The organism is Vibrio sp. MM46, from assembly GCF_027587135.1.
Taxonomy (GTDB): domain Bacteria; phylum Pseudomonadota; class Gammaproteobacteria; order Enterobacterales; family Vibrionaceae; genus Vibrio; species Vibrio harveyi.
Genome location: NZ_JAPPTO010000008.1, coordinates 149,309 through 171,634 on the forward strand (window position 1 = coordinate 149,309; position 22,326 = coordinate 171,634).

The 22,326-nt window shown below is 45.8% G+C and carries 16 protein-coding genes; 11 read left to right on the forward strand and 5 right to left on the reverse strand.

The genetic code is table 11. The features are described 5' to 3' along the window. Positions 1 to 12: 12 nt before the first annotated feature. The gene (locus OH459_RS11260; RefSeq protein ID WP_061065705.1) at positions 13 to 885 is read right to left on the reverse strand and encodes a 4'-phosphopantetheinyl transferase family protein; all 873 of its coding nucleotides are present in this window, start codon (positions 883 to 885) and stop codon (positions 13 to 15) included. Here OH459_RS11260 and OH459_RS11265 point away from each other — a divergent pair. Beyond that, on the forward strand, positions 860 to 2,821 hold the full coding sequence (locus tag OH459_RS11265) for a TonB-dependent receptor domain-containing protein (protein ID WP_020480883.1): 1,962 nt from the start codon (positions 860 to 862) through the stop codon (positions 2,819 to 2,821). The two genes, OH459_RS11260 and OH459_RS11265, sit on opposite strands and share 26 nt — an antisense overlap. Before the next feature lie 62 nt (positions 2,822 to 2,883). Here OH459_RS11265 and OH459_RS11270 read toward each other — a convergent pair whose 3' ends face one another. After that, positions 2,884 to 4,206, reverse strand: a complete 1,323-nt coding sequence (locus OH459_RS11270; protein WP_033007918.1) for a hemolysin family protein — start codon at positions 4,204 to 4,206, stop codon at positions 2,884 to 2,886. Positions 4,207 to 4,403: 197 nt separating this feature from the next. On the opposite strand from OH459_RS11270, the gene OH459_RS11275 reads away from it, so the two are divergent. From OH459_RS11275 to OH459_RS11310, 8 genes are all read left to right on the forward strand, one after another. After that, positions 4,404 to 5,639: a DEAD/DEAH box helicase gene (locus OH459_RS11275; RefSeq protein WP_050937211.1), complete on the forward strand. Its 1,236-nt coding sequence runs from the start codon at positions 4,404 to 4,406 to the stop codon at positions 5,637 to 5,639. Between the two features lie 338 nt (positions 5,640 to 5,977). Next, positions 5,978 to 6,640 (forward strand): potassium channel family protein, encoded by a 663-nt coding sequence (locus tag OH459_RS11280; protein ID WP_005446558.1) that lies wholly within the window; start codon positions 5,978 to 5,980, stop codon positions 6,638 to 6,640. After that, entirely contained in the window at positions 6,637 to 8,004 is a 1,368-nt protein-coding gene (locus OH459_RS11285; protein ID WP_029788629.1) for a TrkH family potassium uptake protein, read from the forward strand. The genes OH459_RS11280 and OH459_RS11285 overlap by 4 nt, the downstream gene beginning before the upstream one ends. A 231-nt stretch (positions 8,005 to 8,235) precedes the next feature. Then, positions 8,236 to 11,229, forward strand: coding sequence for a M6 family metalloprotease domain-containing protein (locus OH459_RS11290; RefSeq protein WP_269986798.1), 2,994 nt, complete (start codon positions 8,236 to 8,238; stop codon positions 11,227 to 11,229). A 216-nt stretch (positions 11,230 to 11,445) separates the two neighbouring features. Then, positions 11,446 to 12,915 (forward strand): protein adenylyltransferase SelO, encoded by a 1,470-nt coding sequence (locus tag OH459_RS11295; protein ID WP_038898577.1) that lies wholly within the window; start codon positions 11,446 to 11,448, stop codon positions 12,913 to 12,915. Positions 12,916 to 13,129: 214 nt separating this feature from the next. Next, positions 13,130 to 14,125, forward strand: coding sequence for a TRAP transporter substrate-binding protein (locus OH459_RS11300; protein WP_009699389.1), 996 nt, complete (start codon positions 13,130 to 13,132; stop codon positions 14,123 to 14,125). Positions 14,126 to 14,246: 121 nt separating this feature from the next. Continuing rightward, positions 14,247 to 14,918, forward strand: a complete 672-nt coding sequence (locus OH459_RS11305; protein ID WP_005446565.1) for a TRAP transporter small permease — start codon at positions 14,247 to 14,249, stop codon at positions 14,916 to 14,918. A gap of 3 nt (positions 14,919 to 14,921) precedes the next feature. Further along, the gene (locus OH459_RS11310) at positions 14,922 to 16,283 is read left to right on the forward strand and encodes a TRAP transporter large permease (protein WP_005446567.1); all 1,362 of its coding nucleotides are present in this window, start codon (positions 14,922 to 14,924) and stop codon (positions 16,281 to 16,283) included. A gap of 58 nt (positions 16,284 to 16,341) precedes the next feature. Here OH459_RS11310 and OH459_RS11315 read toward each other — a convergent pair whose 3' ends face one another. The 3 genes from OH459_RS11315 to OH459_RS11325 form a co-directional block, all read right to left on the reverse strand. Then, positions 16,342 to 16,524 (reverse strand): hypothetical protein, encoded by a 183-nt coding sequence (locus OH459_RS11315; RefSeq protein ID WP_026000132.1) that lies wholly within the window; start codon positions 16,522 to 16,524, stop codon positions 16,342 to 16,344. A gap of 78 nt (positions 16,525 to 16,602) precedes the next feature. Next, positions 16,603 to 17,940 carry a sigma-54-dependent transcriptional regulator gene (locus OH459_RS11320; RefSeq protein WP_009698346.1) on the reverse strand — a complete coding sequence of 446 codons (1,338 nt, stop codon included), beginning with the start codon at positions 17,938 to 17,940 and terminating at the stop codon, positions 16,603 to 16,605. A 15-nt stretch (positions 17,941 to 17,955) separates the two neighbouring features. Then, positions 17,956 to 19,749, reverse strand: coding sequence for a sensor histidine kinase (locus tag OH459_RS11325; RefSeq protein ID WP_029788625.1), 1,794 nt, complete (start codon positions 19,747 to 19,749; stop codon positions 17,956 to 17,958). A 527-nt stretch (positions 19,750 to 20,276) separates the two neighbouring features. Between OH459_RS11325 and tig the strand changes: the two genes are divergently transcribed. Both tig and clpP read left to right on the forward strand, forming a co-directional pair. After that, complete coding sequence (tig, locus tag OH459_RS11330; RefSeq protein ID WP_009698344.1) at positions 20,277 to 21,581, forward strand: trigger factor; 1,305 nt, start codon at positions 20,277 to 20,279, stop codon at positions 21,579 to 21,581. Positions 21,582 to 21,686: 105 nt separating this feature from the next. After that, positions 21,687 to 22,313, forward strand: coding sequence for an ATP-dependent Clp endopeptidase proteolytic subunit ClpP (gene clpP, locus OH459_RS11335; protein WP_005430931.1), 627 nt, complete (start codon positions 21,687 to 21,689; stop codon positions 22,311 to 22,313). Positions 22,314 to 22,326: the final 13 nt, after the last annotated feature.

Below are 22,326 nucleotides of genomic sequence, written 5' to 3' on the forward strand. Positions count from 1 at the left end.
TGAATGACGACTTCATGAGGAGAAATAGCACAGCGAGAAAATAAACTGCTTGTTGAAGCAGTAGTAGCCATGAAATGGAAGGTCGGGCAATTTGGCGGTTAAAGAGGTTTGGTTATTTCCAATCAGTTCGAAGCGAAATTGTCCTGAGTTTTTACTCTCAGGCAGCAGCGTGATTTGTGCTTCTAGAAAATCGAAATACACCTGAACAAAGGGGAAGCAGCATTTAAACAAGCTCTCTTTGATGCTGAATATCAGAGCATCAGGTAGGTGGCTAGACGATTTGATTAAGTTCTGTTCGTCACCTGTGTAGATGCTTGTAAAAAGGTGTGAGGCGAGGGGGACATTGCGTTCTACGTCGATCCCTAAGCTTGCGATGTCACTTTTTAATGCACAACCCGCGAGGCAAATACCATCAGTGTGACTGATGCTGCCACTGATTGGCTGAGGGAATAAAGGCTCTCTGGATTTTCCCGTCAAAATGAGCGGGGAGTTCCCGTTATCTTGGCTTAAGGAGAGCATTTGTATGGCGGCACGAGCCGCGTTGCGTCCTGCTCTGAATTCTCGCTGGCGTTTAGCTATCGACTTATGAATTTGTTGCTCTTCCTCGGGAAAGCCCAATTTGGAATACATCTCCGGTGTGGCTTTTACGATGTGAACCCTTGGACTGACACTTTCTAATTGAAGACAGAAAGGGTCGAGAATGTTACCCAACTCGGTGCTTTTCAATGTGTTGCAGTTCAAAAATATAGCCCAGCTCAAATCTAAATGTAAATACGAGTAGTAATGATTGTCATTTATACATTCGTTTATTAGAGTTTGCGAGCTCAATTTATTTATAAAATAGATATAAGGATATGCAGTGAATAGTTTAGTTAAAAAGCCCACATTTATGCCGACAGTGCTTGCCGGTGCACTTTTGACGGCACTCAGTGGTCATGCAGTTGCTAACGATAAAGATGATGTTGTGGAAATGGAGCGCATGGTTGTGACAGCGTCTTTAACACAGCATTCAGAGTTGACTGCACCGGCATCAGTGTCGGTAATTACCGCTGACGATCTCGCTAAGATGCCGGTAAAAGACATTTCAGAAGCGGTGCGTAGTGCTACCGGGGTGAGTGTGTTGAGTAGTACAGCTTACGGTCGTAACACCATTCGTATTCGTGGTCTGGATTCTAAGCACACCTTGGTTTTGATTAACGGTCGTCGTATTAACTCTCAAGATGCTTTGATTCGTGGTAACGATTTTGACTTATCAAGCATCCCACTGACTGCGGTTCAGAGAATTGAAGTGGTTCGCGGTCCGGTTTCTTCCCTGTATGGGTCTGAAGCGATGGGTGGTGTGGTCAACGTTATCTTGAAGTCGCCAACCAAAGAGACATCAGGTTCTGTTGGTTTGGAATACGAAAGCATTCTTGAAGGCGACGGTGGTGATGGTGTTAAAGGTCATGCTTACGCTAGTGGTGAACTCGCACAAAACCTTGAAGGCAGCATCATTGTTGAAAGCTCTTCAAGAGATCCGTGGCGTACCGATACTAACCCGACCTTTGATGCATTAGAAAAGAAAGACACCACCAATGTATTTGGTGAGATGGCTTGGCAGCTTACTGATGAACAGCGTTTGATCGCCGATGTGATTTACACCAACGATGAGCGTGAAGCGGATTGGGTCCATCCTCGTTCGGGTGCGCAAACAAATTCTCAAGACTCAACGCGTTGGAACTACGGACTGACGCATGAAGGTGCATGGGAATCTGTGGATACACAAGTACGTTTGTATGGCGAAAATATGAAGCTTGATGATGCAAGTACGGCATACACCAATGGCGCTGCTGATGTTGAGCTACAAAACAACACGCTTGATTTTAAAGTTTCTGGTTTGTGGCGTGATTCACATGAGTGGGTGTTTGGTGGCGAATACCGTACTTCTGAATTGGAAAACAGCCGAGATGTACCATCAGGCGACATCGATAACTATCAAGGCGCGGTTTTTGTTCAGGGTGAGTTCGATCTCGATAAATTGGCGCTGACACTTGGTGGTCGTCAAGACTTCCATGAAGTGTATGGTAGTCACTTCAGTCCAAGAGCATATGCAGTTTATAGCTTCACCGATGAATTTGTGTTCAAAGGCGGTGCGGGTGGTGGTTTCCGTGCGCCGGGTATGATGGAAAGCAGCGATCAAGTACGTGTAATCAGTTGTGGTAACCGTTGTTGGTTAACGGGTAACGATGATCTAAAACCTGAAGAATCAGAAAGCTACGAAGCCGGTTTTGCTTATGAGTCCACGTCTATGGGTGTTGGCTTGATGTACTACTACACGGACTTTAAGAACAAGATTGAACGCGACCTAACCAAGCCAGTTGGTGCGGTTGGTAAAATGCCTATCTTCACTTACCAAAACATCGGTAAAGCAGAGATCAAAGGTATCGAGCTTGAAGGTTGGTATGACATTACTGACAGCATCAACCTAAAGGGTAACTACACCTACACGGACGCGAAAGACAAGAGCACGGGTGATACGCTCATGAAGACGCCAGAGCATCTTGCAAATCTTGATTTGAACTGGGAAGTGTTTGACGCATTCACTACGTTTGCGCGAGTAAACTACGTTGGTGAACAGGTGATCACAAACCTAAGCCGTGAGAACAAAACAGTAGATGGCTACACGCTTGTCGGTCTTGGTGTTGCTTATGACTTCCAACAGCTCAATCTTAAAGCTGGCTTGAACAACATCTTTGATGTCGAGCTTGATGATGAAGACGACTACTACGGTTATTCAGAGAAAGGTCGCAGTGCATACGTAAGTGCAACTTACCTATTCTAAAGCGAATACTGGTTTGATCTAACAAGCAGCCTCCTAGCCGGAAGCTGCTTTTTTATTCCGCTTTAATCGCTTTTCATTTCACAGAGCGACTCGGTGACTTTGACTTGGACAATGCGATTATTCTTCACGTGTAGTATCTCAAATTGCCATTGTTGATATTCGACGGTTTCTCCTTGAGTCGGCACGCGCCCAATTAACCACGTCAGAAAACCATTCAATGTTTGGAATCCTTCTATTTCTTCGCCTTCAATATGGTTCAACGTTAGTTTGTACTTCAACTCGTTAAGTGGGATCAGCGCATCCATGATCCAACTGCCATCTTTCTGTTTCTTTGCCCAGAGTTGCTGTGGTGCCATGCCCAATTCACCAGCGATGGATTTAAGCAGATCGTAGTGAGTTACTAGTCCTTGCACATCGCCATATTCGTCGACGATAAACACCATCTCGGTACTGGTTTGTTGCATGTAATTGAGCAGTGGTAGACCTTTCATTGATTCGGGTACGAAGCGCGACCGTTTCAACAGCTTGGCTAAGCGAGAAATGGATAGCTCATCGTATTCATCTAATAACGCCTTAGAGGAAACGGTGCCGATAATGTTATCTAACCCTCCTTTGCAGACGGGCCAAACAGAATGCTGAGTTTGACGTAGATTCCTCAAAATCGCATCGAGAGGTAAATCTAAATCGAGATAATGGATATCGCATCTCGGTGTCATGAGTGAAAGTGCTAGTCGGTCATTAAGGTGGAGCAAGTTACGGATCATCAATTGTTCTTGAGGCTCAATAGCACCACATTCGGAACCTTCGCTAACGACAGCAAAGATGTCCTCTTCTGTGACGATTTCGCCTGCGTTGTTTTGGCGTAGAAGCTTAAGCAGTGTGTCGGTCGAAACGGTCAGTAGCATGACAAATGGCGTGGTCAATTTTGCTAGCCAGTGGATTGGGTAGGCAACGATGACAGCGATGCGTTCGGCATTGTTTTGTGCAAAACGCTTTGGCACGAGCTCACCAATCACGATGGCGAAGTAAGTGATCATGACCACCACAATTGCCGTTGCAAGGATATTTGCTATCTCACGTTCTAAACCTTGTGCGACGAGCCAATGCCCGAATGGAACTGAGAGGGTTGCTTCACCAAAAATACCGCTGAGGATGCCAATGACGGTGATGCCGATTTGTATAGTAGAGAGAAATTGAGTGGGGTTATTCTTAAGCTCTAAAGCAAGACGAGCGGAAGGGCTGTGTTCGGCTGACTTTTTCAGTCGACCGCTTTTGGCAGTCACTAATGCAATCTCAGACATGGCGAACACACCATTGAGCGCGATTAATCCAACCAGTAATAAAATGTCCATGAAGTTTTCCAGTGATGCACACCCTAGCAGCATAACGAGGTTCAAATACAAGAAACGTGAAGTGGCGAATAAATCATCACGCTGTAACAATTGAATGACTGATTAAAAGGATAGAATTTCTTTGTCGCCACGAGTAGATTTCAGTAAGCCTCTGCTGGAGACAGATAGATTCTGTTACTTAGTTCGGATTCTGATACACTACGCGCCCATTTCTTCGTTGAGACGTTTGTATGCCATTTTCTAAGCTTGGTTTAAGTGCTTCTATCACAGATGCTGTGAAGGCGCTGGGTTACGAAAAACCGACTTCTATCCAACAAAAAGCCATTCCTATTGTTCTGCGTGGTAGCAACCTAATTGCCGCAGCACAAACGGGTACAGGTAAAACTGCCAGCTTTGTATTACCAATCTTAGAAAAACTGAGCCACGGCGAAACGCAACGTAAAAAGCGTGCACGTGCGATCATCCTAACGCCAACGCGCGAATTGGCTCTTCAGGTTCATCAGAGCATTGAAGCGTATGGCAAAAATCTACCATTGCGTTCTATGGCGATGTTCGGTGGTGTGGATTACGCATCGCAAAAACAAGCGTTGATTGAAGGCGTAGACATCGTCGTAAGTACTCCAGGTCGTTTGATTGATCTTTACGGTCAGCGTGCTATTCACTTTGATGAAGTGGAAATGCTGGTCCTAGATGAAGCTGACAAAATGTTGGATATGGGCTTTATTGATTCGATTGATAAGATCATCGATTGCATGCCAGAAGATATTCAAAGCTTGCTGTTCTCCGCGACCTTATCTAACCCAGTTCGTGATTTGGCAAAGAATGCAATTGTTGATCCTGAAGAAATCACCATTGCAAAGCACAGCGCGTCTAAGTCAAACATTAAGCAATGGATCACCACCGTTGATAAAGACATGAAATCTTCACTACTGAGCCACATGTTGAATGAGAACGGCTGGTCGCAAGTGTTGGTGTTCATCGAGACAAAACATGGCGCAGCGAAACTGGTTACTCAATTAGAGAAGCGTGGCATTGTGGCTGAAGCTTTCCACAGTGGTCGTAACCAACGTGTTCGCCAAGAACTGATTGAGAAGTTCAAAGCCGGTGAAATCCAATACTTAGTGGCAACGGGTGTGGCGGCACGTGGTATCGATATTGATAACTTGCCTGTCGTGATTAACTACGATCTACCTTACCCAGCCGATGAATATGTACACCGCATTGGTCGTACTGGTCGTGCTGGTGCAGAGGGCGAGGCGATTTCACTGGTATCGAAAGACGATTTCAAAAACCTGTGCATGATCGAAAGCCGCCTTGGTCATTTGCTAGAGCGTGTAGAAATTGAAGGTTTTGCACCGAGAAAACCTGTGCCAATTTCGATTCTGAACTATGTTCCGAAGAACAAGCGTAAGCCGCAAGATCAGCGTCCACGTCGCGAAAATGGTGATAAACGTAACGCTAAATAACGTTTGATAGCTCTTTTCTACATGATAAGCCGCACCTCGATGCGGCTTATTTTTTACTTTTTTCTTTTCTCTCTGGCTTTTTGTTCAACGTGGTCTCAGTTTTCTTTCTTTATTTGATAGCGAAAACCATGCACAGATGAAGTGTGAAGCATGTAGTTATTCTTTTGATTTAATTGCTAATAATTAGGAAAACTCGTTCAATGTGTCTTACGCTTTGGTTAGATCTTGCGCGAAGGTTTGAGTTAAGGTTTTGTCAATTTTTTGTCGTCATGTTTGCAGATGGTGAGGAATAGGCGCAGACTTTCGCGCCTGCTATTCAACGCATAAATGAGGCACGAATGAAAACTGGTGATAAGCAATTTGCTGTAATTGGTCTAGGTCGTTTCGGCTTGGCCGTTTGTAAAGAACTGCAGGATTCAGGTTCACAAGTTTTGGCGGTAGACATTAACGAAGACCGAGTGAAAGAAGCGGCGGGATTTGTTAGCCAAGCCATCGTAGCGAACTGTACTCATGAAGAGACAGTCGCAGAACTCAAGCTTGATGATTATGACATGGTCATGATTGCTATCGGTGCAGACGTCAATGCCAGCATCCTCGCAACACTTATCGCAAAAGAAGCGGGTGTGAAATCGGTTTGGGTAAAAGCGAATGATCGCTTCCAAGCACGTGTTCTACAAAAAATCGGTGCAGACCACGTCATCATGCCAGAGCGTGATATGGGTATTCGTGTGGCGCGTAAGATGCTGGACAAACGTGTGTTGGAGTTTCATCCACTAGGCAGTGGCTTAGCCATGACAGAGTTTGTGATTGGCTCTCGTTGGATGGGCAAAACACTTGGCGATTTAGCCTTATGTAAGGTGGAAGGTGTACAAGTGCTTGGCTTTAAACGCGGTCCAGAAATCACCAAAGCACCGGATCTCAATTCAACGCTGGAGATCGGCGATCTCATCATTGTTGTGGGACCCCAAGACAAACTTGCGAGCAAGTTGAAATCACTATGAAGCAATTTCATCAGAGAGGCGTGTTTTACGCCCCAGATGGCAAACGAGATAAAGCGAAAGGTGGCGAACCGCGCATTATATTGCTGAGCTTTCTCGGTGTGTTATTGCCTTCTGCTGTTTTGCTGACCCTGCCGATTTTTTCTGTAACCGGGCTTTCTATCACTGACGCTTTGTTCACCGCGACTTCGGCTATCAGTGTAACGGGGCTTGGTGTCGTAGATACCGGGCAGCACTTTACCTTGGCGGGTAAAGTGCTATTGATGTTCTTAATGCAAATTGGTGGGCTAGGGCAGATGACGCTGTCTGCGGTGCTGCTGTATATGTTTGGTGTTCGTTTGAGTTTGCGTCAACAAGCACTTGCGAAAGATGCATTAGGGCAAGATCGCCAAGTCAACTTACGTAAATTGGTCAAGAAAATCGTTGTCTTTGCTCTGATTGCTGAGACCATTGGATTTATCTTCCTATCTTTCCGCTGGGTGCCAGAAATGGGCTGGCAAACAGGCATGTTTTATGCGCTGTTTCATTCTATTTCAGCATTCAATAACGCAGGATTTGCGTTGTTCTCCGATAGTATGATGAGCTTTGTTAACGACCCGGTGGTGATTTTCACCCTAGCGGGTTTGTTTATCTTCGGTGGCTTGGGCTTCACCGTGATCGGTGATTTATGGCTGCATTGGCGTAAAGGCTTTCACTTTTTGCATCTGCACACCAAAATCATGTTGATCGCGACACCTGCATTGCTTGGTGTCGGTACTATTTTGTTTTGGCTACTGGAAAGACATAACCCAAATACCATGGCGTCTTTGCCTGTTGCGGGGCAATGGCTAGCGGCTTTCTTCCAATCGGCAAGTGCACGTACCGCTGGGTTTAACAGCGTAGATTTGGCTCAGTTTACCCAACCTGCTTTGTTAGTGATGATCGTACTGATGTTGATTGGTGCGGGCTCAACCTCTACAGGTGGTGGTATTAAAGTGTCGACTTTTGCAGTGGCATTTATGGCAACATGGGCGTTCTTGCGCCAGAAAAAGCATGTTGTGATCTTTAAACGCACGGTGAATTGGCAAACCGTAACCAAGTCATTAGCGATTATCGTGGTAAGTGGCGCTATCCTCACCACTGCGATGTTTTTGTTGATGATTACTGAGAAAGCCGCGTTTGATAAGGTAATGTTTGAAACCATTTCTGCCTTTGCGACGGTAGGTTTGACGGCTGGATTGACAGCAGAACTGTCGGAACCAGGTAAGTACATCATGATCGTTGTGATGATCATCGGTCGTATTGGTCCATTGACACTAGCCTACATGCTGGCGCGACCAGAACCGACATTAATTAAATACCCAGAAGATAACGTTTTAACAGGTTAATTGCATTTTAATCTTTTAATATTAATAGCTTACGCGAGAGTTTTGATTATTCGGCTCTCGCATTTTTTATAAAATTAGTGAGCGAATGCAAATAATTTCGATCTACTCCTGTCACAGCATTTCATTCCTTCTCGATTTCTGTACTATTTCATAGCTCCACTATATATAACTTGTTGTAATCATTTGCATATGAGATGCATGGCTTACACATCGAACTCATGGAGCCGTAGTTTGAAGTTAAAGACTCTCGCACTCACCATGTTGACCGCGCTGATTTCTGGTCACAGCATGGCAACCACACCCCCATCTCCTATTTGGCAACCCGTGACTCTCAGTGATGGGACGGTCAGTGAAATTCTGGTTCGCGGTACCGCTAGTTTCTACTGGCATGAAGATAAGCAAGGAAATGCATTAATCAAAGACGGTGATATTTGGTTTTTTGCTGAGATCAAGCGAGAAGCGGATCAGCCGCTACTTGTCTCGACTGGAGTAGAAAAAACACAATCTGCAATCGCTCCACAAGTATCGAAAAACCGCCCTGATGTACTATTAAAACCTTCTCTTTCTTCTTTGAGAACACTAGAACCCCAAGCTCGTGCAAACTTGATGCGCCAAGCTCAGCAAGGATACCGAGCAATGAGTTCATCGAGTGTGGTTCAACAGCCTTTGCTGGTGGTTGAGGTGTCGTTTAATAACCAGACTATGGTTAACGATTTTCAACAGTTGGTGTTTGGCGAAAATCGTCAAAGCGTGGTGGATTATTATGACAAGAACTCACATGGGAAGTATCGCGTCGTACCAGCGAAGGAAAGCTATGGCACTGCGGATGATGGCGTTATTAGTGTCACGGTGAACCAAAACCATCCTAACTGTAGCACCAAAACCAGCGGTGATGCTTGTAATACCAAGCTTAAGGCGGTTTTTTCTGAGGCGTACCAAAAGCTAGACCAATACATCAACTTAGCTCAATACGACACCGACAGCAGCGGTCGTGTCGAACCAACAGAGCTCTCGGTTATGTTTGTTTTTGCTGGTGGGGACTTGGCGGCAAACCAGCTAGATCGTCCTTCTATATGGCCGCACAAATACTCACATGATGCGGTGTCAATCGACGGAACTACCATCAGAGACTACTGTGTGTTTGCTGACTTTCAGCAGACGCATCAATCCACATTGGGGGTGATCGTCCATGAACTTGGTCACCTGATGCTTGGGTTACCGGATTTGTACTCTTACAACAGCGATGCATCTATTGGTCAGTGGGGCGTGATGGGGGGTGGTTCTTGGGCGAAGAAAGAAGGCGACCGTTATGCTGGAGATACACCGGTCAACATGAGCGCTTGGAGTAAGCATGCTGCGGGCTTTGTACTGCCGGACATTGCGCAATCCAGCGATGAATCTGCTTCGGTTGAAAATGGGCAAGTGAAGCTCGTTTATCTTGATCCTTATCTTAAAGAGTTCGGTCCTCGTATCTACCTTGAGAATAGACGGTTTGAAGGGTACGACCGAGCATTGGTATCAGAAGGGGTGTTGGCAACGTCGGTGAATATCTTAAATCGATTCAACGATGTCGGTGATATGCAGGTGCAGATCATGCAAGCTGACGGACGCAAACAATTGGAAGCCGGTTTTCCTAGCGACGATCGAGATCTTTATCCAAATGGTGGCACGAGCATTTCTGACGATTCCAACCCTAGTTTGATCGGCATAGCAGGCTTTAACACGGGTGTTCGTATCTCAAATATCTCAAGTGAATCAAACTCGGCAACGTTTTCACTAACCATGCCAAGTGAACCAAACAAGTCGGCGTGGCAAAACTCGTTCCATCGAGGATATGTTTACCCAAGCTCTGATGACGCTTTGGCTGTCTCTTTGGATCTTAAAGTGGCTTCAGAATTGGATGGCTTGCAACTTTATGTGACACCTAATGACAATGCTGGGGTGATGAACTACAAGGTATGGCGTTTCCCACATCCTGGATTTGAATCGTTCAGTTTGCAGTTCGATCAAAATGAGGCGCAGCTTCTGCAGGCAGGCTCACTTCGTAGCAGCACTCGTATTCTGTTTGAACAACCAAGTCGCATAACGGCAGGTAAGCATTTGCTTGTGGTTGAAATTGAGAACGGGCGTTTTGAATCTAACTATAACTTTAGAAGCACCTTAGCGACGGAACAAGAAACAGTGCCAACGATTTGGGCAGGAGATCGTGAACGTATTTACTCTTCAGGTTTAATGCGTCAAAACTTCTCTTACATTCCTTTTGGCGCGCTGTTTGATATTGATTCAAGCAATATCGTAGAGGCTAAAACGGACACGGTGACGACGGACAAAAACGTGCCTGTAACGCTTGCGCTTATGTCGAATGACTTTATTGCCCCTGGCTATCAATTCAATGTGGAATACACTCAACAACCTACGCATGGCACATTGAGCGGCACCCAATACACACCTAAAGAAAACTTTGTGGGTAATGACAGTTTCCAATATCGTCTTGTTTCTTCAGATGGTGCGCTGAAATCGCTGCCAGTGGCGGTGCAAGTGCGTGTGAATGGTCAAAATGAAGCGCCAACAGCCAATGCCGAAGTTGATATCGGTAGCATGACAGCGAACGGGCAAGGCAGCTTGTCAGCTTCTTCAAGCTCTGACCCTGATGGTGATGCACTTAACTATAGATGGCAGCAAACGACGGGTACTAAAGCCATTATTTCAGATGCGAATAGTGTGAACGCGAAGTTTACTGTGGCGCAAGGAACGAAGGCGGGAGAGACGCTTACCTTCCAAGTGACGGTCACGGACCCTAGCGGTTTGTCTGCAACCGCGACGGTTAGTGTTGATGTTGAGAACACGCCGCCGGTTACTAATCAAGATAGCGCCAGTGTTGAGTCTGGAAAGAGCATTATGATCAACGTGCTCGCTAATGATTTAGATTTCAATGAAGATCGCTTAGTGTTGCAGAGCGTGAGTAATCCATCCGGCGTGGGAACGGCAAGTGTGGTGGATGGAAAGATCCAATACCAAGCACCTCAAGATCAAGTGACGAATGTTCAACTGGAATACACCGTGTCGGATGGGAATGGTGGCTTGGCGACTGGCTCAGTGAATGTGTCAGTGGTGGCTTCGGTAAGCAGCTTAAGTTTTGACAATTCGGATAGTGGCGGTGGTGCTTTGTCTTACTGGGCACTATTGTTATTAGGGCTGTTTGGCTGGCGTCGTCGCGAGCAATAAGCGTCTCTTGTTCATTCATTAAAGCCACTCAGCCGAGTGGCTTTTTTATTTCTTTAGTTGTCTCGTCCCGTAGTACAGTGACGCGTTGTGAAGTCATCTCATGTTGGTCTGTCGTTATCGGTATTTCGTAAATACCCATGAATAATTCGTGGCTGAAGAGAAACCTGTTCAGCGCTTATACTCACGTTTAGGAAGTCGTTTTATTAAGGAACTACTATGTCCATCTGGGAAGGTGTTAATTTCACCCATCGCTTCAGTGACCTGCCATCTGCGTTTTTCACTTATGTCACGCCACAGCCTTTAGATAACACACGTTGGGTTGTTTGGAACGGAGAATTAGCGAAGCAATTTGGCTTACCAGAAAGCGCGAATGAAGAGTTGTTGAATGTGTTTGCAGGGCAAAACGAATTTGCATCATTTGCTCCTTTGGCAATGAAGTACGCAGGGCATCAATTTGGCGTGTACAACCCGGATTTAGGTGACGGTCGCGGGTTGTTACTGGCTGAGATGCAACACCAAAATGGCACTTGGTTTGATATTCACCTCAAAGGAGCAGGGCTCACGCCGTACTCACGGATGGGGGATGGTCGGGCAGTATTGCGCTCTACGATCCGCGAATATCTGTGCAGTGAAGCCATGGCCGGGTTAGGCATTCCTACGACCAGAGCGCTTGGCATGATGGACAGCGATACGCCTGTTTACCGTGAGAAGATGGAATATGGCGCGCTACTGATTCGAATCGCTGAAACGCACATTCGCTTCGGTCACTTTGAGCATTTTTTCTACACCAACCAACTTAGTGAGCAAAAGTACCTCGCTGATAAAGTCATCGAGTGGTATTTCCCAGATTGTTTAGAAGTGGAGAAACCATATGCTGCCATGTTCGAGACCATCGTGGAGAAAACCTCAGTGATGATTGCGTACTGGCAAGCCTATGGTTTTGCCCACGGTGTGATGAATACCGACAACATGTCGATACTTGGGCAAACTTTTGATTATGGACCGTTTGGCTTCCTCGACGACTACGATCCTAATTACATCTGCAACCATTCGGACTACCAAGGGCGTTATGCCTTTGAACAGCAACCACGTATCGCTCTTTGGAACCTTTCGGCTTTAGCACATTCTTTGTCACCGCTTGTGCAGCGGGAAGATCTGGAGGCAGCACTAGGAAAGTTTGAAATGCGCCTTAGCCAGAAGTTCAGTGAATTGATGCGCGCCAAGCTCGGTCTTTTGACCAAAATAGAAGAAGACGGACGCTTGTTCGAAGCCATGTTTGAGCTGTTAAACCAAAACAAAACGGACTACACGCGATTCTTCCGTGAGTTGTCTAACTTAGACGTTAACTCGTCCCAAGCTGTGATTGATTTGTTTATTGATCGAGAAGCTGCAAGTGCATGGGTAGACTTATATCTTGCCCGCTGTGAGTTGGAAGTGGACGAGCGCGGTGAGTGCGTATCAGCAGAAACTCGCTGTGAAAAGATGCGTCGAGCGAATCCAAAATACATCTTGCGTAACTACCTAGCTCAACTTGCCATTGATAAGGCAGAGGAAGGAGACTTCAGTGAAGTAAGCCGTCTGGCTGAATTGCTCAAGCGTCCTTATGACGAGCAGCCAGAGTTGGACGACTACGCCAAACTGCCTCCAGAGTGGGGGAAAAAGATGGAAATTAGCTGCTCTTCTTAAATGTGTCATTCTCCACCCATCACGCAGATTAGCATGGGTGGATTTAACCCCTTTTTGCACTGGCTAACTTTTGAATTTAATTTAACTTACTGATTTTAAGTTGATAATTGAGTTGGTCTACAACTTGCTCCTTGTTGAACATCTGTACCCATCACCCTCTGCCCGTTTGGTATTCATGGAAAGGATGGGATGTGATTCAACAAGGAGAATAATAATGTTCAAGCCTCTAACCCTTTTGTCTGTATCTGCTCTAGCCATCACCAGCTTTAATGCTGCTGCAAACTGTGACCCTGGTGAAACCGTAATCAAGTTCAGTCACGTAACGAACACAGATAAACACCCTAAAGGCATTGCTGCCTCGCTACTGGAAAAGCGTGTAAATGAAGAGATGAACGGCAAAGTTTGCATGCAGGTCTTCCCTAACTCGACGCTTTACGACGACAACAAGGTGCTTGAAGCTCTGCTTAATGGTGATGTTCAACTCGCTGCCCCTTCTCTTTCTAAGTTTGAGAAATTCACCAAGAAGTACCGCATCTTCGACCTTCCTTTCCTTTTTGAGGATGTGGCGGCTGTCGACCGTTTCCAAAACTCGGAATCCGGTGAAAAGCTGAAAAATGCAATGAAGCGTCGTGGCTTGCAAGGTCTGGCATTTTGGCATAACGGTATGAAGCAAATGTCTGCCAACAAGCCATTGATGTTGCCTAGCGATGCGGAAGGTTTGAAGTTCCGTGTGCAAGCTTCCGACGTATTGGTGGCTCAGTTCGAACAGCTTGGTGCAAACCCTCAAAAAATGTCATTTAAAGAAGTGTATGGCGGTCTTCAAACCAAAGTTATCGATGGTCAGGAAAACACATGGTCGAACATTTACGGTAAGAAGTTCTTCGAAGTACAAGATGGCATTACTGAAACCAACCACGGCATCCTAGATTACTTAGTTGTGACATCGAACGATTTCTGGAAAAAGTTACCAGACGATCAGCGCGAACAGCTTAATACCATTATTCAAGAAGTGACGGCTCAGCGTAATGCCGAGTCAACCAAGGTGAACCTTGCTAATAAGAACAACATCATTGAAGCCGGTGGTGTGGTTCGTACTTTAACGCCTGAGCAGCGTCAAGAGTGGGTGACGGCACTGCAACCTGTGTGGAAGAAATTCGAGAAAGACATTGGTTCAGATCTTATCGATGCCGCTCTTGCTTCCAACCAATAATCAAACAGCCCAAGTTTCTTTGGGTTCATAAGTAAAAAGCACTAAGCACTACGATTGGTCCTCGCGTACTCCAATATGGAGGAGGGGGACCCTTTTATCCCAATAATGACGTGATGTAATTATGGAACAGACTTTTTTTTCCAAGGCAGGACGAGTCACCGATGCGATTGAAGAAACGCTGATTGCGTTCTTTCTTGGTGCAATGACGTTGCTGACTTTTGCCAATGTTATTTTCCGCTATGTCTTTAACGACAACATCCTTTGGGCACTTGAGTTGACGGTATTCATGTTCGCATGGATGGTTTTGGTCGGTGCCTCCTACGGTGTGAAGAAGCACTTTCATATCGGTGTTGATGTCATCATTAACATGGTCCCTGAAGGCAAACGTAAGATCCTCGCACTGCTTGCTGCTGTGTGTTGTTTGGCATTTTCCATTCTACTGTTAATCGGCTCTTGGAATTACTGGTATCCGTTTGTCACTGAGCGTGCATGGTATGAAACCGACGATATTCCTATGCCTGAGATGTTTCAGTTTCTAGCGGACTGGCTCAACGAAGGGGAACGCTATGAGAAGCTTCCTCGTTTTATTCCTTACTTTGCTTTACCTCTTGGTATGGCACTTCTGACTTTTCGTTTTGTACAAATCACATGGCAGATCGCGACGGGTAAATTAGACCGTTTGATTGCAGGTCATGAAGCAGAAGAAGAGTTGGAAGCACTTAAAGAAGAACTGAGCGAAGCCGCTGATGCGATTCCAAACGGCTCTTCGTCATCAGATCGCAAGGAGCAATAAATCATGGATATTCTGTTGTTATTCTTGATGGTCATTGGCTTCATGTTGATTGGTGTGCCAATTGCTATCTCACTGGGTCTGTCCAGTATTCTTTTCTTATTGATGCACTCAGATGCTTCTCTTGCATCGGTAGCACAAACCTTATTTAACGCGTTTGCTGGCCACTACACCTTGTTAGCGATACCTTTCTTTATTTTGGCCTCTAGCTTTATGTCTACGGGTGGCGTTGCCAAGCGCATTATCCGCTTCGCGATTGCCATTGTAGGTTGGTTTCGCGGTGGGTTAGCGATGGCATCAGTTGTGGCTTGCATGATGTTTGCTGCACTTTCTGGCTCGTCCCCTGCGACGGTGGTTGCGATCGGTAGTATCGTTATCGCTGGTATGATCAAAAACGGTTACTCCAAAGAGTTTGCTGCAGGCGTGATCTGTAATGCGGGTACGCTGGGTATTTTGATTCCTCCTTCGATTGTAATGGTGGTGTACGCCGCTGCAACTGATGTGTCGGTTGGACGTATGTTCCTTGGTGGTGTGATTCCAGGCTTACTTGCGGGAGTGATGTTGATGATCGCCATTTACATTGCCGCACGGATCAAAAACTTACCCAAACAGCCTTTCGTGGGTTGGAAAGAAACCTTTGATGCCGCCAAAGATGCGAGCTGGGGTCTGTTGTTGGTGGTGATCATTTTGGGTGGTATCTACGGCGGTATCTTTACCCCAACAGAAGCGGCGGCAGTGGCGGCGGTGTATTCCTTCTTCATTGCCAACTTCGTATACAAAGACATGGGGCCCTTTGCTGATAAGCAAAATAGTAAACCAGCCTTAGTTAAAGTGTTCCAGACTTTCGTTCATAAAGACACCAAACACACCTTGTATGAAGCAGGCAAGCTGACCATCATGTTACTGTTTATCATTGCCAACGCTTTGATTCTTAAGCATGTGCTGACAGAAGAACGCATACCGCAAATGATCACTGAATCTATGCTGTCGGCGGGGCTAGGTCCTATTACTTTCTTGATTGTCGTGAACGTGCTGCTGTTGATTGGTGGTCAGTTTATGGAACCTTCGGGCTTGTTGATCATTGTGGCACCGCTAGTGTTCCCAATAGCGATCGCTCTGGGCATCGATCCGATTCACCTTGGCATCATGATGGTCGTTAACATGGAAATTGGCATGATTACGCCACCTGTTGGACTTAACTTGTTTGTGACTGCTGGGGTCGCCAAAATGTCGATGATGAATGTGGTTAAAGCGGCGCTACCGTGGGTGGCGGTGATGTTCTTATTCCTCATTATCGTGACGTACGTTCCTTGGGTGTCAACTTGGTTGCCAACGACGCTGATGGGACCGGAAATCATTACTAAGTAGCGGCAGGGCAAGTGAACGGTAAGAGCCGAAACAGTTAAAACAAAAGAGGTGTGACGATTCACACCTCTTCGTTTATTGACTTGTAGGAAGGTCTACGAGGGTCGGGATTGACTCTGCGCTCGTAACCAAGCCACTTCTTTCTATTTTTGCGCCGATCTTCACCGGATCGCCTTTCTTCCTGATAATGACCGTCGACCATCACGGTATCTGTGATAACGGGTATCCTGATTTTCTCTGTCATATCCATATGAACCATTAAACTCTCGTTAGTAAAAAGTATGATTCAAGTTGGATATAACAACAAACCGCAAACGGCGTTTTATTTATATAGATCTTTATCTATCTGATAGCGTTGCATTTTGTCGTACAGGGTTTTTCGAGGCACATTCAATTGTTCCATCGTTTGCTTGATACTCCCGCTGTTCTCCAGTAGAGCACTCTCTATGGCTGCTTTTTCAAACTCTGCCACTTGTTCAGAAAGGCTCGATGGGGATGTAGATGTGCACGAAGCGTCGCCTAGCTGTATCAGTTTCCCAAGTAAAACAAATCGTTCTGCCGCGTTACGTAACTCACGCACATTACCCGGCCAATCATGTGCCATTAACTGAGCCAAATCTTGTGAGGAGAGGCTAGGGGAGGTTTTCCCATAGCGTGATGCGGCAACCAGTAAAAAGTGGTGGAATAGTGCGGGAATATCTTCCTTACGCTCGCGCATCGGCGGTAAATCCAGTGTTACCACATTGAGGCGATAATAGAGGTCTTGGCGAAATGTGCCTTGTTCAGAGGCTTGCTTTAAGTCCACCTTTGTTGCTGCAATCACTCGAATATCCAATGGCAATAACTCATTGGAACCAACCCGCTCAATCACTCTTTCTTGCAAAACGCGCAGTAAACGGATTTGTGCTTGAACTGGCATAGATTCGATTTCATCCAAAAATAACGTGCCACCCTGTGCAAATTCAAACTTACCGATACGACGACTTTCTGCTCCGGTAAACGCCCCTTTTTCGTGACCATAAAGCTCGCTTTCGATGAGGTTCTCAGGTACTGCCCCACAGTTTACCGCGACAAAGTTTTGGTTCCGACGAGAGCTTTGTTCGTGCAGAGAGCGAGCTATCAGTTCTTTACCTGTCCCCGTTTCTCCAAACAGTAATATATCCGCATCGGTGTCAGCAATGTGAGTGATGGTTTCACGTAGCAGTTGGATACTTTCGGTTTCTCCAATAATACGCGGTCCCAAGGTTTGACTGGCTTTCAGGGATTGACGCAGTTTCTCATTTTCATTCGTCAATTTGCGTTTCTCAATTGCGCGTTTGACGGTTTCTACCAGATGCTCAGGTGCAAATGGTTTTTCAATAAAGTCATAGGCTCCTTGATGAAGAGCTTGAACTGCCATTGAAATGTCGCCGTGTCCTGTGATCATGATGACGGGTAAGTTTGGGTCGCGCTGGGTTAATGTGGTCAGTAAATCCATACCAGAAATGCCCGGCAAACAGATGTCGGTGACGACCACGCCCGAGCCTTCTCCTTGTTGCATCGCGATCAAAGCCGACTCTGCATCCGGAAAAAACTTGGCTTCTATGTCTGCCAGTTCAAAGGTTTGTTCGATCGCCAGTCTGAGATCGGCTTCGTCATCAATAAAAAACACCTGACACATAGTTCAATCCTTTTGTTATGTGGTGTGTGATGAAATAAGAGGTAAGCAAATGGAGAATCGAGCTCCGCCTTGCTCTCGATTCTGGGCGCTTAATTTGCCATTCATACCAGCTAAAATTTGTTGCGATATCGAGAGCCCTAAACCTAAGCCATTTTGCTTGGTGGTTAAAAAGGGTTCGCATAGCTGTGAAAAGGTGAACTCACCGAGCCCCGTGCCATTATCATCGACATAAATCCATACGAGTTCGGCTTGTATATCTTTTTCGATAGACAAATGGACTTGCTTGTTTTCTTGCCCTTTGGTCGCTTCTATTGCGTTGGTCAATAAGTTCACCAGCACTTGTTCGAGTTGAATTGTGTTGATCTGCACTTCTACGTCTTGTTCTATGAGTTTGGTACTTAATGTCACTCGGGCTGATTTGAATGCCGGCTTCATCAGTTCTTTTGCGGAGGCAATAACGGGCAGAAGGTGAGTTTGTGCCAGCTCATTCCCACTGGTCTTCTTAGCAAAAGAGCGCAGCTGCTGACTGATGTTCGCCATTCTGTCGGTCAGGGCGGATATACGCGTTAAGTTATCTTCCGTCCGTTCATATTTCTCTTTGTGCAAGAAAAGCTTACCGTTTTCAGCAAAACTGCGAATGGCGGCGAGGGGATTATTGAGTTCATGACTGATGCTTGCCGACATTTGTCCCAGCACAGCAAGTTTTGCGGCTTGCACCAGCTCGTCTTGGGTAACGCGTAAGGTTTGCTCTGTCTCGATACGTTGTGCTATCTCTGCTTGCAATTCAGCGGTGCGAGCCATTACCTGATATTCCAATTTCTGATTTGCTTCTTGCTGAATGCGTTCGATTTGTCGATGCCGCTGCTGGCGATGATAAATGAGCTGCCCAACGAGAAAGAGCACAGTAAAAACAAGCGTGAGAACAAGCAAATAGCCCATAGTGAACCAGATGACAGATTGCTTAGGAGAAAGCACTCGGATAGTGAGTTTGAGGTTTTCTAAAGGTAAGGATGAAACCACTAGTGTCCCTTTGTTATAGGGGTAGCCTTGCTTCGCTTCGGTATGCGCTAAGCTCATGTCACCGACGAATCCAAGTGAGTCGATTGTGGTGTTCAAATATTGCCTGCTTGCCCACACCTCTGCTGCAGTTGGCTCTTCGAGAGGCTGCAGGCTTTTGAACAACCAGTCATTGCGACTGCTCATAAATACAATACCGTTCGGGTCACTTGCTACGAAAACGCTGTTGGGTTGTTGCCAGTTGTCCTCTATCTTACTCAGATCCATTTTAACCACGACGACGCCGAGCACCCCCCCAGCATAGACAATAGGGTAAGAGTAGTAATAACCACGCTTACCCGATGTTGAACCCAGCGCGTAATATTGGCTGCGTTGCCCTGTAATCGCTTGTTTAAAATAGGGACGAAAAGCAAAGTTGCGTCCGACGAAAGAACGTTCTTTACGCCAGTTGCTTGCAGCGATCGTTGTTCCCCATTTGTCTATTAAATAGGTGTCAGCCGCTTCAATGACGCCATTGACCGATTCTAAGTATCGATTGGTGATTTCAAGTTGTGCGCTGTTTTCTGGGTTAAGTAGCGCTTCGACCAAAGGTTCATCCTTAGAAAGCAGGTGTGGGATGTGAGCATATTTATCTAACTTATTTTGAATATGGCTAGAAAAGCGCTCCAACTGCGATTGATGTTTGTCGAGTAATGACTGGTAGCTATGGCTCCAAACCCAGTGACCACCGATGAACGCGCAGAGGAAATAGAAGGCGAAAAAAATCAGTATAATACGGTTTCTCTGCGACATCCCACGCTCCTTGACACCTTCCTTTTGTCACGTAAGAAAATGTTAATAGTTTGTAGAGATGAATAGGGATTTAGTTTCCAACTCTGTGGAGTAAAACAAGAGCAAGATCTCTTTTTAGGCTTTTCAATAAAAAAAGCTGTCGATTCTCTTGAAAAAGTCGCTATTGTCCCCATTCTAGATATGCTGACAGCGATGAAGCGGTGTTCAAATCGCATTTTTCGCTAATTTTGGGGTCAGTATTCGAGAATTTAGCGCAGACAATGTCCACATAGTGGCTATTGGCTCGACAGGGTAGCGACAGATCGCTAGAATGTCGCGTCTAAAAATTCTGTCCTGAGGCTAATAGGAGATACCTTTGGTGATGACACCGAAGATATCACTGATTAGTCCGATGTTGATTTTCAGCATCGATACTCGATTTTAAATTAGGTGTTCGGACAGGACACTACACAAGGATGAAGCGTGAACTCCGGAGAGTCTCGCTCATACGCTCGGACAAACCGAGCCACTTTAGAGGTTTATAAATAATGCAAGTTACTGTTGAAACGCTAGAAGGCCTAGAGCGCCGTCTAAACATTACTGTTCCAGCTGCAAACATCGAAGACGCTGTAACAGCTGAACTACGCAACATCGCTAAAAACCGTCGTTTCGATGGTTTCCGTAAGGGTAAAGTGCCTCTAAAAATGGTTGCTAAGATGTACGGCAAAGCAGTACGTCAAGACGTTCTTGGTGAAGTTATGCAACGCCACTTCATCGAAGCGATCGTAAAAGAGAAAATCAACCCAGCTGGCGCTCCAACTTTCGCTCCAGTTGAAAACAACGAAGGCGCAGACCTAGTTTTCACTGCAACTTTCGAAGTTTACCCAGAAGTTGAGCTTAAAGGTCTAGACAGCATCACTGTTGAAAAACCAACAACAGAAGTTAAAGATGCAGACGTAGAAGAGATGATCGAAACTCTACGTAAGCAACAAGCTACTTGGGCAGAAGTTGAAGAAGCTGCAGAAGCTGGTAAGCGTGTAAGCATCGATTTCGTTGGCTCTATCGACGGTGAAGAGTTCGAAGGCGGTAAAGCTGAGAACTTCCCACTAGAAATGGGCGCAGGTCGCATGATCCCAGGTTTCGAAGACGGTATCGAAGGTAAAACTAAAGGTATGGAATTCGAAATCGACGTAAACTTCCCAGAAGATTACCACGCTGAAAACCTAAAAGGTAAAGCAGCTAAGTTCGCAATCAAAGTGAACAAAGTTGAAGCTCGTGAACTACCAGAACTAAACGACGAGTTCGTTTCTAAGTTCGGTGTTGCTGAAGGTGGCGTTGAAGCACTTAAAGCTGAAGTTCGTAAGAACATGGAGCGCGAACTTAAGCAAGCTGTTAAGAACCGCATCAAAGAGCAAGCTATCGACGGTCTAGTTGAGCAAAACGAAATCGACGTACCAGCTGCACTTATCGACCAAGAAATCCAAGTTCTACGTCAACAAGCTGCACAACGCTTCGGTGGTAACCCAGAAGCAGCTGCACAGCTTCCACGTGAACTATTCGAAGAGCAAGCTAAACGTCGCGTAGTTGTAGGTCTTCTACTAGGCGAAGTAATCAAGTCTGAAGAACTAAAAGCTGACGACGAGAAAGTGAAAGCGCTAATCGAAGAAATGGCAACTGCTTACGAAGATCCATCAGAAGTTATTGCTTACTACGAGCAAAACGAGCAAATGATGAACAACATGCGTAACGTTGCTCTAGAAGAGCAAGCTATCGACGCGATCATCGCTAAAGCACAGGTTACTGAGAAAGAAGTAAGCTTCAACGAGCTACTTAACCAACAACCTGCTGCTTAATAAGCAATATCTTGCGTAGAAGGTTGACTTAACGTCGACTATTCTGCTAACAATGGTCCGTATGATACACATCATCCGGGCCATTTATTTTAGGGACATAAGAATATGAGCTACCAAGAAAAAAACGCAATGTCGCCAATTATTGACGCGCTAGTGCCAATGGTGGTTGAACAAACTTCCCGCGGCGAACGCTCTTACGACATTTACTCACGCTTGCTTAAAGAGCGCGTGATCTTTTTAACTGGTCAAGTGGAAGACCACATGGCAAACCTTGTCGTGGCTCAGCTACTTTTCCTAGAATCTGAAAATCCAGATAAAGATATTTTCCTATACATCAACTCGCCAGGCGGCAGCGTGACTGCAGGTATGTCTATCTACGACACAATGCAGTTCATCAAACCAAATGTAAGCACAGTATGTATGGGTCAAGCTTGCTCTATGGGTGCGTTCCTGCTTGCAGGTGGTGCGCCAGGTAAGCGTTACGTTCTGCCTAATTCACGTGTGATGATCCACCAACCACTAGGTGGCTTCCAAGGTCAAGCTTCTGATATCCAAATTCATGCTCAGGAAATCCTGACTATCAAGCAGAAGCTAAACAACCTATTAGCAGAACATACTGGCCAGCCTCTTGAAGTGATTGAGCGCGATACTGATCGTGACAACTTCATGTCGGCAGATCAGGCAGTAGAATACGGTATTGTGGATGCAGTGTTGAGCCATCGCGGCGAGTAATTTAGCCAGCGCA